This window comes from Mangrovibacterium lignilyticum (genome assembly GCF_010882175.1).
Taxonomy (GTDB): domain Bacteria; phylum Bacteroidota; class Bacteroidia; order Bacteroidales; family Prolixibacteraceae; genus Mangrovibacterium; species Mangrovibacterium lignilyticum.
The window spans coordinates 1,373,366-1,389,801 of the sequence record NZ_WKLH01000002.1 but is presented as its reverse complement, the minus strand read 5'-3'; the positions used below and the strand labels follow the sequence as shown (position 1 = coordinate 1,389,801).

Annotated in this window: 12 protein-coding genes; 3 read left to right on the top strand and 9 right to left on the bottom strand. The window is 44.1% G+C overall.

Features of this window, described 5'->3' with window-relative positions; all coding sequences use genetic code 11:
• Positions 1-21: 21 nt before the first annotated feature.
• Genes GJV22_RS12670 through GJV22_RS12655 form a run of 4 tightly spaced genes read right to left on the bottom strand, consistent with a single transcriptional unit; the run spans position 22 to position 2,928 of the window.
• Positions 22-1,056 carry a hypothetical protein gene (locus tag GJV22_RS12670; RefSeq protein WP_163713913.1) on the bottom strand — a complete coding sequence of 345 codons (1,035 nt, stop codon included), beginning with the start codon at positions 1,054-1,056 and terminating at the stop codon, positions 22-24.
• Positions 1,040-1,603, bottom strand: coding sequence for a hypothetical protein (locus GJV22_RS12665; protein WP_163713909.1), 564 nt, complete (start codon positions 1,601-1,603; stop codon positions 1,040-1,042). The genes GJV22_RS12670 and GJV22_RS12665 overlap by 17 nt, the downstream gene beginning before the upstream one ends.
• Positions 1,604-1,624: 21 nt before the next feature.
• A complete protein-coding gene (locus tag GJV22_RS12660; protein WP_163713906.1) occupies positions 1,625-2,182 on the bottom strand; it encodes an RNA polymerase sigma factor in 558 nt (185 codons plus the stop codon).
• A 53-nt stretch (positions 2,183-2,235) separates the two neighbouring features.
• Positions 2,236-2,928 carry a tRNA/rRNA methyltransferase gene (locus GJV22_RS12655; RefSeq protein ID WP_163713900.1) on the bottom strand — a complete coding sequence of 231 codons (693 nt, stop codon included), beginning with the start codon at positions 2,926-2,928 and terminating at the stop codon, positions 2,236-2,238.
• A gap of 222 nt (positions 2,929-3,150) precedes the next feature.
• Between GJV22_RS12655 and GJV22_RS12650 the strand changes: the two genes are divergently transcribed.
• Positions 3,151-4,044, top strand: coding sequence for a cation diffusion facilitator family transporter (locus tag GJV22_RS12650; protein WP_163713898.1), 894 nt, complete (start codon positions 3,151-3,153; stop codon positions 4,042-4,044).
• A gap of 50 nt (positions 4,045-4,094) precedes the next feature.
• Here the strand turns inward: GJV22_RS12650 and GJV22_RS12645 are convergent, their stop codons facing one another.
• A complete protein-coding gene (locus GJV22_RS12645) occupies positions 4,095-5,798 on the bottom strand; it encodes an ABC transporter ATP-binding protein (protein ID WP_205461858.1) in 1,704 nt (567 codons plus the stop codon).
• Between the two features lie 471 nt (positions 5,799-6,269).
• Here GJV22_RS12645 and GJV22_RS12640 point away from each other — a divergent pair, with 471 nt between their 5' ends.
• Together GJV22_RS12640 and GJV22_RS12635 are read left to right on the top strand one after the other, a co-directional pair.
• Complete coding sequence (locus GJV22_RS12640; RefSeq protein WP_238480329.1) at positions 6,270-9,581, top strand: S41 family peptidase; 3,312 nt, start codon at positions 6,270-6,272, stop codon at positions 9,579-9,581.
• A 271-nt stretch (positions 9,582-9,852) separates the two neighbouring features.
• A complete protein-coding gene (locus GJV22_RS12635) occupies positions 9,853-11,241 on the top strand; it encodes an MFS transporter (RefSeq protein ID WP_163713890.1) in 1,389 nt (462 codons plus the stop codon).
• Here the strand turns inward: GJV22_RS12635 and nspC are convergent.
• The 4 genes from nspC to ligA all read right to left on the bottom strand — a co-directional run bounded on the left by nspC (position 11,233) and on the right by ligA (position 16,051).
• Complete coding sequence (gene nspC / locus GJV22_RS12630) at positions 11,233-12,378, bottom strand: carboxynorspermidine decarboxylase (protein ID WP_163713888.1); 1,146 nt, start codon at positions 12,376-12,378, stop codon at positions 11,233-11,235. The two genes, GJV22_RS12635 and nspC, sit on opposite strands and share 9 nt — an antisense overlap.
• A 140-nt stretch (positions 12,379-12,518) precedes the next feature.
• Complete coding sequence (gene dapA, locus GJV22_RS12625) at positions 12,519-13,400, bottom strand: 4-hydroxy-tetrahydrodipicolinate synthase (RefSeq protein ID WP_163713885.1); 882 nt, start codon at positions 13,398-13,400, stop codon at positions 12,519-12,521.
• Positions 13,401-13,412: 12 nt separating this feature from the next.
• A complete protein-coding gene (locus tag GJV22_RS12620) occupies positions 13,413-13,901 on the bottom strand; it encodes a DUF6913 domain-containing protein (protein WP_163713882.1) in 489 nt (162 codons plus the stop codon).
• A gap of 143 nt (positions 13,902-14,044) precedes the next feature.
• A complete protein-coding gene (gene ligA, locus GJV22_RS12615) occupies positions 14,045-16,051 on the bottom strand; it encodes an NAD-dependent DNA ligase LigA (protein ID WP_163713879.1) in 2,007 nt (668 codons plus the stop codon).
• Positions 16,052-16,436: the final 385 nt, after the last annotated feature.

Here is a 16,436-nt window from a genome sequence, read left to right as displayed (position 1 = left end):
TATGTTTTAGGGTAGAACTTGCTAATTTAGCTTGATTCCGCCGTAGCGACTTTTGATAATTACCTTTTGGGCTCCGGTTGGAGTCCCTACATTTCCCTGAACTTTCAGGCTCGCATTATCTTTGGCCCGGTTGCCTTGAAAATCATCTACCGGATATTTCACATCGCAGTAGTCGCAGCTGGCATCCAATTGGTACGACAGGTCGTCCATACCCAGCGAAATGCCACCGTAGCTGTTGGTAATCTGTATCTGGCTGAAATCGGGCAGGACACGGCCGACGCGAACCGAACCATATTCTGTATCAATAGAGAGTTCCTTACTCAGTTCATCCAGCGTGTAATTGGTGTATTTCGATTCAGCGATAACGGTTCCGACCCGTCCCAGTTTCACCCCGTCATATTTCGATTCCAGGTTCAGTGAATTCAGTTCGTCGACATTTAATCCGGAATATTTAGTTTCCAGGTTTAAATCTCCAGCTTGCCCGATAAAGACCTTCGAGTATTTGATTTCACCAGTCATTTTATTCACCGATTCAAGATCGGCTTTTCCGTACGACAGTTCCATCAGGATGCCATCACCACCGGGTGCATTCAGTGTTCCGGCAGTCATATTGCCGTATGCAATGTCGAAATTTCCGGCTGCCTCCAGGCTTTGCACGGCTACATTTCCGAATTTATTGGCCACAGTCAGGTTGCGGTCTTTGGGGATGTTGATTTTATAATCGATCGAGAAGTTCTGTTTCGATTTGAAATCGTCGTTAATCACTGTTTGAGCATTCAGCACACCACCACTCCGGTTGATGTTAATTTGAATCAGGTCCATCAGCTTCTCTGCCCGGTCTTCACTGTTTGTTTCAACGGTGATGATTACATCAACTGTTACCGAGTCGCCGCCAAAATCGTTGATTTCAATGGCTCCGAACTTATTGCTAACATCAAGAGCTGTAATCTGAGAGTTTAAATAGCCCTTGTGTACGTTCCTGGTAAACTCTTCCGCTTTTAAGCTAAACGGAAGCAGCGCTAAAAGAACGATGAGGATTTTAAATTTCGCTTTCATAACTATTTGTTTTTTGTTTTTTTATTTCTTCCAACTTGTCAATAATCAGGTTGATGATGCTCAACCGTGTTTGATACAATTCGAGCATGGCGTTGATCACCCGTTCGTCTTCGGGATTGGCAGCCAACTCTTTCTGCAGTCGTTTGTATGTGGCATCGAATTCGGTTATTTCCTGTTGCATCATTTCCTGTTCGTCCGGAGTGATAACACCGTCTGCTGTCAATTTTTCCCAATGGCGCATTCCCTGATCAATGGCTGATGTATAATAGAATTCAGCTTCTCCGTATTCGGGCGAAACGCTGGCCAGGGTTACTGGCTGCACCTCCGGAACCTGCAGGTACATGTGAACCTGGTTGCCCAGTAGTAGTGCAAAAGCTACTGCTGCAGCGATCTGCAGATACAATTTCCTGCGGTTTTTCAGCGGGCGAATTTTCAGTTGGTTCAACCGTTGCTCAAAACGTTCGAAGTGACCTTCCGGTGCATCTTCCTCAAAGATCGCTTTGTTCTCGCGAATGGTTTTTTCCAGTATGTCGTTTAAATCATTCATAACTTTGTTTTTACATTCCACTTAATTGAAGGAAAACAGTTCGTCCTGTACTAAAATATCCCGCAATTTTCTCTTGGCCCGTAGCAGTTGTGTTCGTGACGAAACATTGGTAATATTCAGAATTTCCGCAATTTCGTCGTGATCATAGCCTTCCAGCAGGTAAAGACTCAGCACGACCCGGTAGCCTTCCGGTAATTGCATCACTGCTTTCTTCAGTTTGTTTAGGTCGATTTCGCGAATCTCCATCCGGGGATCCGGCTTTTCTTCCATTATCCGCTCGTTGATCTCCTCGAAAACCACCTTGCGTTTTTTTAAATAATCCAAAGAACGGTTCACCACAATTTTTTTTAGCCAGGCGCCGAAACTAACTTTTCCCTGGTAACTGTCCAACTTATTGAAGACACTTAAAAACGATTCCTGCATAATATCTTCGGCGTCGGCCGAGTTGCCAACAATTCTCAGACTGGTGTTGTACATTGATTTGTAGTACAATTTATACAGCTGAAACTGTGCTTCGCGGCTTCCCAACCGACATTGGTCGATAATGTCCTGATGTATGTTTTTATACTGTGTTTCCAAGGTTTATCCGCTTATTCTGATTGAAAGACGATCTGCCTTTGCCGAATGTTGCATCAGTCTTTGTCCATTTTCGCAAAATATTTATTACAAACGGAGTGGAGCAGGTGAATATCGCTTTCTCCCAACAGGTTTAAACGTTCCAGTATTCGGGGGTAAATGGCTGAATCTTCTTTGAAATCAAGTGCTAACAGGATTTCGCTGCTTTTTTGTTTTAAAGCTCTAAAACCTTCAGCGTTGATCTCAGCTTTGTTCGTTTCCGGTTCTTTTTGTTGCAGTTGGCTAAGTTCGTAGGCATACAGCATGACAGCTTGTGCGAGGTTGAGGCTTGGGTAGGTGATTTGCAGCGGCACTGTGCTGACCAAGTCGCAGCGGCGCAATTCTTCGTTTCGCAAACCGCTGTCCTCGCGGCCAAAAACAATGGCAATGTGTTGAACAGTGTCTCCTTTGCCCTCAATGATCGGTACTAAATCTCGGGTCGAGTAATAGTCTTCTTTCACCAATCGTTGTTTGGCTGATGTCCCGATAATAAAATCGATATCCTTGACGGCGTCTTCAAACGACGGGAAAATGGTTGCGTTTTCGAGAATGTCATTCGAAGCGTGTGCCAGCCACCGAGCCGGATCACTCAGGTGATCGCAGGGATTGACCAGGCGCATGTCCGAAAATCCCATGGTTTTCATGGCTCGTGCCGCAGCTCCGACATTTTCCGGTACAGCCGGTTCAACCAGAATAAAACTTATTTTCATTGAGTTCATATTGAGTTACAAATATAGTTGCCCGAACGTAGTCTGGAAACAGAAATGTGATACCGCCCAAAAAGCAGCGAAAATGTGAGTCGATTTTGGCCTGTTATTTATACGTATTATAAATAAATTCTGAACTTTGGCCCGGCGGGAAGTTTAAAAACGAATCCGGCTGGTTTATTTAAGTACTTTCAAATCTAAAGAGACGGCAAACTAAGATTTATTATGGGACACGATCACGCACATCATCACCATCATTCGCATAACCGATTAGGGATAACCTTTTTGTTGAATATTGTCATAACTGTAGCTCAAATCATTGGAGGGCTTATTAGTGGCAGTTTGGCTTTGATTTCGGATGCGATTCATAACCTGAGCGATGGCGTGGCGGTTTTGCTGGCTTATATCGCTGATCGTTTGGGGCATCGCGAAAAAACAGCTAAGCATTCATTTGGCTACAAACGAGCCGAGATTCTAGCCGCCTTCATCAACGCGCTGGTGTTGATCGCGATATCTTTTTACCTGATGATTGAAGCTGTTGACCGGTTTGCAAACCCACAGGTTGTTGATTATAAATGGATGCTTGGACTGGGGATTCTTGGTTTTTTTGCCAATGGATTCTCCGTTTTTCTGTTGCACGATGATCATCATCATAACCTGAATATCAAAGCGGCTTATTTGCATATGCTGGGCGATGCGCTGACTTCGCTGGCTGTTATTGTGGGGGCAGTTTTTATCTGGGCTTGGGGATGGACTTGGATTGACCCGTTAGTCACCTTGTTGATTAGTATTTATTTGCTGGTGCATACTTTCAAATTGCTGAAAGAGTCAACTGAAATATTGATGCAGTTTACTCCGGCTTCGATTGACCCGGAAGAAGTGAAAAGTACACTTGAAACGATGGACGGTGTGAAACAGGTTTATCACATCCATATTTGGCGATTGACTGATCATTCCATTCATTTTGAAGCACATGTTGAGTTGGATTCGGATCTGCAACTCTCGGAAACAAAATCGATTGATGCGGAAATGAATGAAATATTACATCACGATTTTTTCATTACCCACGTGACACTTCAGTTTGAGTACAACTGTTTGCACAATGGGAAAAGTTGCTAAAAATTACAGGATCAAAGTAGACTTTATTCTCTTCTCGTTTCGACGTGTTCTTAGCTGGTAAACTGCAGTTCGCTCAAGGTGTAGTAAAGACCTGAAATATCTTCAACCAATTCCTGGTGAGTACCCTGCTGAATGATTTGCCCAAAATCGAGCACTAAAATCTGATCGGCTGACCGGATCGTTGATAAACGGTGTGCAATCACGATGGATGTGCGTCCCTTCATCAGTTTCTCCAAAGCTTCCTGTACCTGGCGTTCCGATTCAGAGTCCAAGGCCGAAGTGGCTTCATCCAAAATGAGGATCCGAGGGTTTTTTAGCATTGCCCGGGCAATTGCAACCCGTTGACGTTGACCGCCTGAGAGTTGAATGCCCCGCTCTCCAACAATGCTCTCCAACCCATTAGCCGACTCCTGAATGAACGACCACGCATTGGCATTTTTAGCTGCTTCAATAATTTCTTCGTCGCTGGCCTTGTGGCATCCATAGGCGATGTTTTCACGAATGGTGCCGCCAAATAGAAAAACATCCTGAGGCACTACGGCAATTTGCTGACGTAGTGCAGTTAACGGGATTGTGCGAATGTCTTTGCCATCAAAAAGAATCTCTCCGGCAGAGGCTTCATAGAAATTCATCAACAAATTCACAATGGTTGATTTTCCCGCTCCACTGGGGCCTACAAGTGCGATTTGTTGGTTGGCTTCAATTTTAACCGAAATATTTTGAAGGACATCAACATCCTGCCGACTGGGGTAACGAAATGAAACCTGCTTGAATTCAATATTACCCTCCAGTTGGTTTTCCGGGGCTATGGGTGTTTGTGGCTCAACCTTTTCAATTGGTTCATCCAGAATTTCCAACAGGTTTTCTGTGGCACCGATCGCTTTTTGTAGGCGGGCATAAACATCAGCCAGTCCGCCCATCATTCCGGCAATAAAGGCTGTATACAACACAAATGAAAACAGCTGCCCGGCGTCGATTTGTCCGGTTGCGATCATGCTGGTACCTCTCCAAATTACAGCCAGCATGGCTCCAAACATTCCGGCAATCATAAAGGCCGAAAACCACGACCGATACCATCCGCCTTGAATGCCTGTCAACGCGACCTGGTTTGTTTTCTCTGTGTAACGACCAATCTCGAAAAATTCGTTGGCATAAGCTTTCACATTCTGAACTCCTTGGAGGGTTTCCTCGACAATGGTGTTTGAGTCTGCAACGCCTTGTTGAACCTTTTTTGAAAAACTTTTGATGAATCGCCCGAAAATAATGGCAATAATCACAATGACCGGCAACACCATAAGCATAAAGAGCGTCAGATGGGCAGAAATGAAAAACAGGAATGTGACGCCCCCGATGATGATCAAGACAGTTCGTAAGAAATCGGCGACCGTTGACGTTAGCGTATCTTCAAGCAGCGAAATGTCGGATGAAATACGGCTGTTGAGTTCGCCAACCCGGCGTTTCAAAAAGAAACTCATCGGCAAGCGAATCAGGTGGCTGTAGGTGTGCTGCCGAATTGCAGCAAGCGTTTTCGAAGTCACCCGCACAAACATGTTGGTTCGGATGAAACTGGAAATGGCCTGTAATGTTAATACTCCTGCCAGCATCAATACAACATGGTTGATTTCGTGTTGTGATTGTCCGGTTGTCCCTAAGTCGACCAGTATTCCTAAAAGTTTTGGAAAAGCTAAGGTGGCTAAGCTGGTTATAAACAGGAAGAAAAGGCCGGTGAAAAACTCGACTCTGTATGGTTTCATAAACTTATACAGTCGAAGTGTTTTCCGCAGTGCGGCCATTGAAATCTTTTTCCGTTGTTTCGTGTTTTCCATGTTGCGATTAATGCTGTTCTATCTAATTTGACTAGTTCACCCCACAAAACAGATCAGGGCTGAATTAGTTTAACCGGTTTTGGGTTCAAGGCCGGAGAAATTCGCTATTTAGGCATTGTTCAAATTATTTCTTCCGACTACGGTAACGTTTTAGACCCGGGCACAAAGATATTTTAATCTGGACAGAAAGAACCAGAAGGAGTTGATTCATCTGTTTTCGAATGAAAGACATTGGTTTTCATATATAAAGTGAAGCATAGATTTGTTCAATTAGTTGTAACTTGGGGATTCTATTGTTGTTCTATTAGTTAACAGCAAGCTTTGTTTTTTTGTCGGACATCGGTTCTTGCCGAATTTATCAGTATCAAATAAAAATAAACTACATAAAACGAAAATCCTATGAGACAATTTTCAACTAGATTTTTTCCCGGAATGCTTTTGGCTTTTGTGTTGTTCAGTTTTAAAGGCTATTCGGAGGACACTCGTTTGTTAAGAAGTCCCGCAATTAGTGGTAATAAAGTATGTTTTGAGTATGGTGGCGATTTATGGCTGTCGTCCTTGGATGGCAGCAAATCGTTTCGTTTGACGGTTTTTGAGGGAGTGGAAACAGATCCTGTTTTTTCGCCTGATGGTCAAAAGATCGCGTTTACTGCGCAATACGATGGGAATACAGATGTGTATATCATCCCTGTCACAGGTGGCACGCCGCAGCGGCTGACCTGGCATCCCGGTTACGACGGAGCTGTTTGCTGGACTCCGGGGGGCGATTCAGTGTTGTTTGCATCATCACGTGTCCAAATGCCTATTCAACTCCCGAACCAATTGTGGAAAGTGTCTGAAAGTGGAACCACTCCCGAGCGTTTCATACTTCCTCAGGCCATCAATGGGGTTTTTTCGCCAGATGGTCATTCTTTTGTTTTTGAAAAGAACTTTCCTTGGGAAGATGAGTTTCGCAATTATCGGGGAGGGCAAAATACGCCGCTTCGAATATTTGATATGAAAACCTATGAGGTTGAAAAGTTACCATGGACAGACACCCGCGATATCAACCCGGTGTGGATGGGGAAGATAATCTATTTTTTGTCGGATCGTGATTATGGCATGAATATTTGGTCGTACGATACGGAGTCGAAAGCGCTCAAACAAGAGACTTTCTTCAACGAATTTGATTGCAAGAATCTGAAAGGGGACGATCAACGGATGATTTTCGAAAATGGTGGTTATTTGTACACCTGGGTGCCTGGAGACGGAGAACCACAACAATTGCATATTACCGTAACCGGTGATTTTCCCTGGGCCCGTCCGCATTGGGTCGACGCTGATAAATTTGTTGAAAGTATATGTTTGTCGCCTTCCGGTAAGCGAGTTGCCCTAAGCGCTCGTGGCGAAATACTAACGGTTCCGGTTGATAAGGGAAGTCCACGGTATTTGACGAATCTGCCGGCTTCAGCTGAACGTGCTGTAGCCTGGTCGCCCGATGGGGAACACATTAGCTGGTTCTCGGATGCTTCCGGTGAATACCAGTTGGTGATTGCCGATCAGTTTGGAAACAACCAGCGAACAGTCACCGTCGACGAACCAACTTTCTTTTATCATCCGGTTTGGTCTCCCGATTCAAAATACATTAGTTTTTACAACGAAAACCGTTCGCTGTTGCTGTTGAATGTTGAAACTGGGGAGATCGCGGAAATTGACAACGAAGGATTTGCGCATCCGGAGCACATTATATACCCGGAATGGTCGCCCGATTCGAAATGGATTGCGTATGCCAAACGATTGACGAATGAGTACGGAGCTATTTTTGTCTATTCATTGGAACAAAATAAATCGTTTCAATTGACTGACGGCATGTCGGATTGCAGGATGCCAACTTGGGATGCCGGCGGCAAATACCTTTATTTTTCGGCAAGTACTGATTATGGAATGAATGTTGGGTGGTTAGACATGTCATCTTTCGACCATCCTGTTAATCGGGGTATTTACCTGGTTGTTTTATCGAAGGATGAAAAGTCGCCTTTAGCACCGGAAAGTGATGACGAAGAGATAAAAAAGGAGGACGAGGAAACAACAGTTTCAGAAACGAAAAAGGATAAGAAAGGGAAGAGCAAGGGAGAGAAAGAGGATGATGAAGATGAGGATGGTGAAGAGGAAGAAGTGACCGTTAAGATTGATTTCGACGGGATCGGAAAGCGTATTCTGGCATTACCTGTCTCCGTGAAAGATTATCAAGAGTTACAGGCAGCCGAGGAGGGGGTTATTCTGTATTCGGAACGGAAACCGGAACAGAAAGGATTGACTTTGAATCGGTTCAAACTCGAAGACGAAAAGGACGAAGTAGTCGTAGATGGAATTAGGGGGTTTGAGGTATCGGCGGATAAAAGCAAATTTTTATACCAGACTACCGACAACCAACTGGTCGTTTCGTCCACATCAGGAAAGCCAAAGCCGGAGGATGAAACTGTTAGTATGAAAGGTATAAAAGTGAAAGTCGATCCGGAATTGGAGTGGAAGCAAATTTTCCGGGAAGCCTGGCGTTTTCAACGCGACTATTTCTATGTCGACAATGTTCATGGACTGGATATGCAGTGGGCTTACGATACCTATTCGCCATGGGTTGATTTTGTCCGTCATCGCTCCGATTTGAATTACATCCTCGATATTCTTGGCGGTGAAACCTCCATTGGGCACTCTTTCGTTCGAGGTGGTGACTTCCCTGAGGTTGACCGTGTGCCGGTTGGGTTACTGGGGGCCGATCTCGAAGTGGCCGACAATCATTTCAAAATTGAGAAGATATACGATGGTGAAAGCTGGAATCCCGATGTAAAAGCGCCATTGAGCCAACCGGGCTTAAATGTCAAAGAAGGGCAGTACATTGTCGCAGTTAACGGGCAGCCGATCGATGCTTCTATAAATTTCTACGCTCATTTTGACCAAACTGCCGACAAGCAAATTTTTCTGTCCGTGAATGATCAACCCAAGATGGATGGTGCGACCGAAGTTACCGTTGTCCCGGTTTCAAGCGAGGGTAAATTGCGCCAACTGGATTGGGTCGAAGGAAACCGTCGAATGGTAGACTCATTATCAAACGGGAAATTAGCTTATGTCTGGTTGCCAAATACGTCAAACGCCGGGTACGATAATTTTAATCGCTATTACTTCGCACAGAAAGATAAAAAAGGTGCAGTTCTCGATGAACGGTTCAATCAAGGCGGTTCTATTGCAGACTATATTGTCGACCTGCTTGCCCGCGATTTGCTGGGCTATTTCAATAACCCGATTGGCGATCGTCAGCCTTTCACAGCGCCAAATGCGGGAATTTGGGGGCCGAAGGTTATGATCATTAACGAAATGGCCGGATCGGGGGGAGACATGATGCCTTACATGTTTAAATACCGGAAAATTGGGCCGCTTGTCGGTACGACAACATGGGGCGGATTAGTTGGTATTTGGGATGTGCCAAACCTGATTGATAATGGTATGATCACAGCGCCTCGCGGAGGCTTCTACAACAACGATGGCGAGTGGGATGTGGAAAACAAAGGTGTGGCGCCCGATGTAACGATGGAACAAACAGAAAAAGAAGTTATTGGCGGGCACGATCCGCAGTTGGAAAAAGCAGTTGAGGTCGCTTTGGACTTACTCAAAACAAAGGGAGTGAAACTGAAACCGCAACCGGCAGATCCGGTTCGCGTATTACGTCCATCAAAATGAATTTTACTAAAATAATCAGAAAAGAGGGCAGAAGGCAGTGAGCCTGATCTGCCCTTTTTTATTGATGTTTAGTCGATTTTGAGCGATCAAATTATAAATATATTGTTAATAAAAATTAATGTACTTGCATTTTTACAATACAATATCGTACCTTTATGTCTGAAATTGCAGCGCTTAAAATAATTCGAGATCAATGGAATTCGGATTATTCTCTTATATGGTTTTGACATAATACGGTGGATGAATTCTTTTGACCTTCAACTAAACAGGCATGGTGTCAATGGTAGGAAGTTATTCCCGGAAAGTATCGATACCCTCACTTTCCGAAAATGCGCTTTTGAGATATTTCTCTTTTACAGCACTCTATTTTGCACAGGGTATTTCACAAGGATTATTATGGTATTCCCTTCCCGCATGGTTTGCGATGAACGGCAAAACTCCGATGCAAATCGGAAGTTTCATCGCAGTTATAGGGCTTCCCTGGAGCCTTAAAATTTTTGTCGCTCCGTTTATCGATCGGTTTTCATATTTGTGTATGGGGAGACGAAAGCCATGGTTGTTGTTCGGGCAGGCCGGTCTGGTGGTCGGATTGATTATTTTGTCTTTAGTCAATGAACCGCTCCAAAATTTATCCTTATTGATGGTTATTGGGTTTGCCCTGAGCTGTTTCAGCATCTTCCAGGATATAGCGATCGATGGGATGGCAGTTGATTTACTTCCACAAAAACAACAGGCTCGGGCTAACGGATTAATGTGGGGAGCCAAGGCCATTGGAATTTCCGCAACAGTCGCCGCAACCGGTTTTATGATCGTAAACAGGGGGTATTTCTGGACAATTTTTACATTGGCTGGTGTTGTTAGCCTGGTTATGCTTGTGCCTTTGGTATTGAAGGAGCGATCGTGCGAAAAACGGTTCCCGTGGTCGCCGGGAAAGGTTTCACCCGAGGCACTTTATTTAAATACGAAAGATTGGAACTCAGTTGTAAAAAGTGTGTTGCAGGTAACTTTCCTTCCAGCCAGCATCCTGATGGGTTTGACAGCATTTGTATTTGCGATTGGTCGCGGTTTGATTGATGCGGTTTTACCTGTTTTCACCGTTCAGGAGTTGGGATGGTCCGATGTGCATTATTCCAGCGTATTTTCAACAACGACAATGATATCGGGACTTCTGGCAATGGGAGTTGCCGGTGTAATGATTGATTTTTTTGGGAAGAAAAGGATGTTTACAATTTTCGTTTTCACCCTACTGCTAATAGTTGGATCAATGGCGGTATTCTCTTTTTACTGGACGAATTCAAGCTTCGTAAGCGGATTTTTCATCCTGTTTTACACCCTCGATACTTTTGTCACCATCGCCATTTTCGCCATCGCCATGCAGCTTTGCTGGAAACGCGTTGCTGCCACACAGTTTACGATTTATATGGCTATTTCGAACCTCGGACTTTCGTTTGGGGCCTGGCTTATGGGGCAGTTAAAACAATATATGACCTGGGAACTTATATTCCTGTTTTATGCCGGATTGATGGTTATTGCTTTAACGTTGATTTATTTCCTGAATTTGATGAGACACACACAACAAGTAGACCTATTGATGGACTATTATTTTGATGAGAGAATAAGGAAAAAGGCTTTATCCCGGGTGTCTGGCCGATCAGCTTAATTTTCCTTTATAATCTTCATACCCAAATTTCCGAATCAGTTGAAATGTTCCGTCAGATTTGATCATCCCGATTGAAGGATGCTCCACGCCATTGAAAAAAGTAGTTTTCACCATGGTGTAATGAATCATATCTTCGAGAATCAGATTGTCGCCGATCTCCAACTCTTCACCAAACGACCAGTATCCGTAATAGTCGCCGCTTAGGCAAGTATTTCCTCCCATCCGATAGGTTGGTTTTTCGCTTACAGGACCAAACTCGGCATTACGAATGCGTGGTTGGTAAGGCATTTCCAAACAGTCGGGCATATGGGCCGCAAACGATACATTGAGCATGGCAGTTTTGATGCCTTTATTTTCAACCAAATCCAAAACACTGGCTTTCAAGAATCCGGTTTCCCAGGCAAAAGCGCTTCCCGGTTCCATGATGATGTGCAGGTTCGGGTAACGGTTTTTCAATCCCTTCAGCAACTCTGTCAAATGATCAATATTGTAGCCTTTTCGGGTCATCAGGTGGCCACCTCCCATATTTAGCCATTTGACTTGTTTCAGGAATTTGCCGAATTTCTGCTCGACTGAAGCCAAGGTTTTCTCGAGGTCGGTAGAGTAGGATTCACACAATGTATGAAAGTGCAGACCATCAATTCCAGCAGGAAGTTCGTCGCCAATTTGTTCAGCAATCACGCCGAGCCGCGAGCCGGGAGCACAGGGATTGTAAAGCTCGGTTTCAACTTCAGAAAACTCTGGGTTGATGCGCAGAGCCACCGAAATGTCTTTCCCCGATTCCTGAATCAAGGGATAAAAACGCTCGTATTGGCTAAGCGAGTTGAAGGTGATGTGGCTGGAAAGTTGAATGATCTCCGGAAAGGTTTCCGGATCATAAACTGGCGCGTAGGTATGCGCTTCGGTTTTCATTTCTTCGAAACACAATTTAGCTTCGTGCAACGAACTGGCTGTTGCTCCCGAAATATATTCCCGCACAATGGGAAAAGCACTCCACATGGCAAAACCTTTGAACGCTAATATAATTTCAACTCCGGCTCGTTGAGAAACGGACTGAATTAACTGCAGGTTTTTGCGCAACAGGTTTTCCTCTAAAACAAAGCATGGTGAGGGAATTTCCGGGAATTCAACTTTCATATTAAAAACGTTTTTATTGTGGAAATCGGTTTTCCAAATTAAGCAATAATAAAGATTAAAAAATAAAAGGCCATTGAATACAGTTGAAAAATCCCAACTGCTTCCAATGGCCTCTACTTCTTTTCAGCGTTGTTCGGGATTTAAAGCATCCGTCTCAATTCGTCTTCCAAATCCTTCCGAAGTTCCGGACTGGCCGGGTAAAGCGGCAAGCGTACGACACTGGTTGATTTGCCCATAATTTCCATCAGGGCTTTGATTCCGGCAGGGTTTCCTTCGCGGAAAATAAGTTTCAACATATCGACCAGTTTCAGATGTAACTCACGTGCTTCAGCAAATTTTCCATCGTTGGCAAAATGAACCAAATCGGCCAATTGCTTAGGCATCGCATTGGCAATTACCGAAATAACACCAATTCCACCTACTGCAATTACCGGTAAGGCCAACACATCATCACCCGAGATCACGGCAAAATGATCGGGTCCGTGTTTGACCATTTTAGCCACTTGCGAAGATTCGCCCGATGCTTCTTTTACAGCAATTACATTGGGACATGCTTTGGCAATGGCAACTGAAGTTGCTGACTCCATGTTGATTCCGGTTCGTGATGGTACGTTGTACAGTACGACCGGAACAGGGCATGACTTGGCGATCAATTTATAATGTTCAATCAGTCCTGCTTGAGCGGGGCGATTGTAATAAGGTGTTACAGAAAGGATTCCGGCAATGCCGTCAAAGTCTGTTTCGTTGATAGTCTTTATTACTTTTTGAGGATCATTTCCTCCGAGACCAAGCATAACAGGTACCCGTTTATTTACCTTCGATTTGATGCAGTTAACCACTTCTTTTTGCTCATCAGCGGTTAGTGTTGGAGTTTCAGCAGTGGTACCCAAAGCAACAAGGTAGTCGCTGCCACCTTTAATTTGCTCTTCAACCAAATCTTCAAGGGAATTAAAATCAACCGAGTAATCTTCTTTGAACGGGGTGACCAAGGCAACCCCTGCGCCTTTAAAAAGGTGTGTCATGCTTTATTTTGTTTATTTTATTTCATTTAAATAATGAATCAGCTGTTCTGCCAAAAAGTAGGCATCCCTGCGTTGGCTGATATCAATGCTGAAATCGAAATAGTTGGGAGTGGCTAAACTCCAACCGGTTTTAAACGATGCGAGCGAAAGCGCCCGGACAATTTGTACCGCAAGACTGTCTGAGAGACTGATATCGAAAAGCAGATCGAAGCGTTCATTGATAAAATCATTGACTGCCTGATTTTTAGTCTTAGCCATGTACGAAAAATCTTTATTGCTAAAAGTAATGGCTCTGTCTTCGTCCGAATAACAAAGATCGATACTTTTAATTTTTCGTTCGTCCAAGTATTTCTTCAGCATTTCAAAAGCAGCCCGGTCATTCTCGCTCCATATAATTCCCACGCTTTGCGCATGGTTTAGATTGATGAATTTCCTGGTGCGTTTTCTGGATTTTTCCAAACGTCCAAGCTGCCAGTAAACTAATCTGCTTTTTAGTCCCATATAACGTGCGCAAAAATAAGAATTTGTTTGTGATTAAAACCTGATCTTTTAAAAAGTAATCGGTAAAATCTTTTTGTCTTGATAAATCGAAAGCATTCAGTGGCTTTGCCTTGATAATTCGTAATGCCGGATGCCGGCTTAGTCTATTCGATCATTTTCAGAAATTCTTCTTCGCTGAGCATGGGGATCCCTAGTTTTTCCACCTTTTCGAGTTTAGACGGTCCAATGTTACTTCCGCCCAACAGGTAGGAAGTTTTCTTGGAAATCGAACCGACACTTTTCCCGCCATTTTTCTCAATCATTGCCTTTAGCTCGTCGCGCGAGTGTTTTTCAAATGTTCCGGAAATAACGATGCTGAGTCCTTCCAGTTTTTGACTGCGTTCGTTCAAAATAGATTGATCCAATTCAAATTGAAGTCCCTGCGCTTTCAGTCGCTCGACCAGCGTGGCATTTTTCTCGTCCTGAAAATAGGCCATCACACTCTCCGCAATTCGGCCACCAATTTCATCAATGTCGATTAATTGCTCCAGACTTGCTGCTTTGAGTTGCTCAATGTTGATCAGTTTCTGGGCTAGCTTTTTGGCTACTGTTTCGCCCACAAATCGAATCCCCAAGGCAAACAAGACCCGCTCGAAGGGGACTTTTTTCGATTCATCGAGACTTTTCAGAATACGTTCGGCCGATTTTTCCCCCATACGCTCCAGAGGGATGAGTTGTTCTGCTTTCAATTCATACAAATCAGCAGCGTTATGTATCAAATCTTGCTGGTAAAGGAGTTCAATGGTTTCCTGTCCTAACCCATCAATATCCATGGCACGTCGGCTAATGAAATGCTCAATTTTTCCTTTAATTTGAGGCGGACAGCCAGTTTCGTTAGGGCAGTAGTGAGCCGCTTCACCTTCTCTGCGAATCAGTTCGGTGTTGCACTCCGGGCAATTTTTGATGAATTCGACTTGCTGCGCGTCCGGTTTCCGGAGACTGTCGTTTACATCGACTATTTTCGGAATAATTTCACCGCCTTTTTCAACATAAACGGAGTCTTCCAGGTGCAAATCCAATTTTGCGATGATGTCGGCATTGTGCAATGAGGCGCGTTTCACGATTGTTCCGGCGAGCAAGACTGGGGTGAGATTGGCCACGGGAGTAACTGCTCCGGTACGTCCAACCTGGAAGCTGACAGACTCCAGCGTTGTACTTACCTGCTCGGCTTTAAACTTGTAGGCAATAGCCCAGCGAGGCGATTTTGCCGTAAATCCCAGGTTGTTTTGTAAACGGCGTGAGTTTACCTTGATAACAATTCCATCGGTCGCTACCGGCAAGTTAAAGCGTTCGGTATCCCAATACCGGATAAAGTCGATGACTTCATTAATGTTGGCACACTTCCGGGTGTGCTCCGATATTTTGAATCCCCACTTTTTGGCATGTTGTAAACTCTCAAAATGGCCATCGTCCGGCAAATTCTCACCGAGTAGATAGTAGAAATAAGCATCAAGTTTACGCTTGGCAACCTCCGATGCATTTTGCATTTTCAATGTTCCTGAAGCAGCATTTCTCGGATTGGCAAAAGGCATTTCGCCCGCTTCCTCACGTGCTTGATTCAAGTTTGTAAAAACAGCAAAAGGCAACAAAATTTCACCCCGCATTTCAATATTGCCCGGGTAATCTGTTCCTTTCAATTTTAAAGGAATGCTTCTGATCGTGCGAACGTTGCCAGTTACATCGTCGCCCTTTTCTCCGTCGCCGCGGGTAACAGCACGGGCTAAGCTTCCATCTTCATAGATCAGGCTCACCGAAGTGCCATCAAACTTCAACTCGCAAACATATTCGTAGCTTTCTTCAGTCAATTTTTTGATGCGCTGATCGAAATCAGACAGTTCGTCTTCAGAATAGCTGTTTGAAAGCGACAACATCGGGTATTGATGTTTTACCTGAACAAATTCCTGGTTGATGTCGCTTCCCACGCGTTGGCTTGGCGAATTTGGATCAAAGAACTGCGGAAATTCTGCTTCCAGCTTTTCCAGTTCTTTCAACTTCATATCAAACTCATAATCACTGATGGTGGGATTTGACGCCACATAATATTGGTAGCTATACTCTTCCAATTCGTGGCGCAACGCCTCAATTTTTTCTTTTGCCGTGTCTGAATTCATTGCTGATCAAAATTTGCCCTAAAATACAAAAACCCTTCAGATGGCACATACGACTGCTCTTCTTTATAGCGGTTCATTTTTTATCGGATTACAATCAAATCGTTTTCTTTTGGCTTGTATAACAGGCAGATTATAACGTGTATAAATTGTGAAATGACAGCTTAAATCATCAAAAATGAGGATTGAATTCGGCAAGGGATGATGCTATTTTTAGTTGCAGGCGTTGCGTTGAATTTGGACTAATGTAATGGGGGTGGGCTTTTCGGATGCTTGAATGCACTTACCACTTCATTAATAATCATTGTACACTGATCTGAAAACGGAGGTGATCCGGGTAAGTCGGTCCAATCAGATGCCTGTTATATTGCAACGTCCGGATTTAGTG

Coding starts and splice junctions, on each gene's coding strand:
- GJV22_RS12670 (WP_163713913.1), bottom strand. CDS start 1,056: ATGAAAGCGAAATTTAAAATCCTCATCGTTCTTTTAGCGCTGCTTCCG.
- GJV22_RS12665 (WP_163713909.1), bottom strand. CDS start 1,603: ATGAATGATTTAAACGACATACTGGAAAAAACCATTCGCGAGAACAAA.
- GJV22_RS12655 (WP_163713900.1), bottom strand. CDS start 2,928: ATGAAAATAAGTTTTATTCTGGTTGAACCGGCTGTACCGGAAAATGTC.
- GJV22_RS12650 (WP_163713898.1), top strand. CDS start 3,151: ATGGGACACGATCACGCACATCATCACCATCATTCGCATAACCGATTA.
- GJV22_RS12645 (WP_205461858.1), bottom strand. CDS start 5,798: ATGAAACCATACAGAGTCGAGTTTTTCACCGGCCTTTTCTTCCTGTTT.
- GJV22_RS12640 (WP_238480329.1), top strand. CDS start 6,270: ATGAGACAATTTTCAACTAGATTTTTTCCCGGAATGCTTTTGGCTTTT.
- GJV22_RS12635 (WP_163713890.1), top strand. CDS start 9,853: ATGGTGTCAATGGTAGGAAGTTATTCCCGGAAAGTATCGATACCCTCA.
- nspC (WP_163713888.1), bottom strand. CDS start 12,378: ATGAAAGTTGAATTCCCGGAAATTCCCTCACCATGCTTTGTTTTAGAG.
- dapA (WP_163713885.1), bottom strand. CDS start 13,400: ATGACACACCTTTTTAAAGGCGCAGGGGTTGCCTTGGTCACCCCGTTC.
- GJV22_RS12620 (WP_163713882.1), bottom strand. CDS start 13,901: ATGGGACTAAAAAGCAGATTAGTTTACTGGCAGCTTGGACGTTTGGAA.
- ligA (WP_163713879.1), bottom strand. CDS start 16,051: ATGAATTCAGACACGGCAAAAGAAAAAATTGAGGCGTTGCGCCACGAA.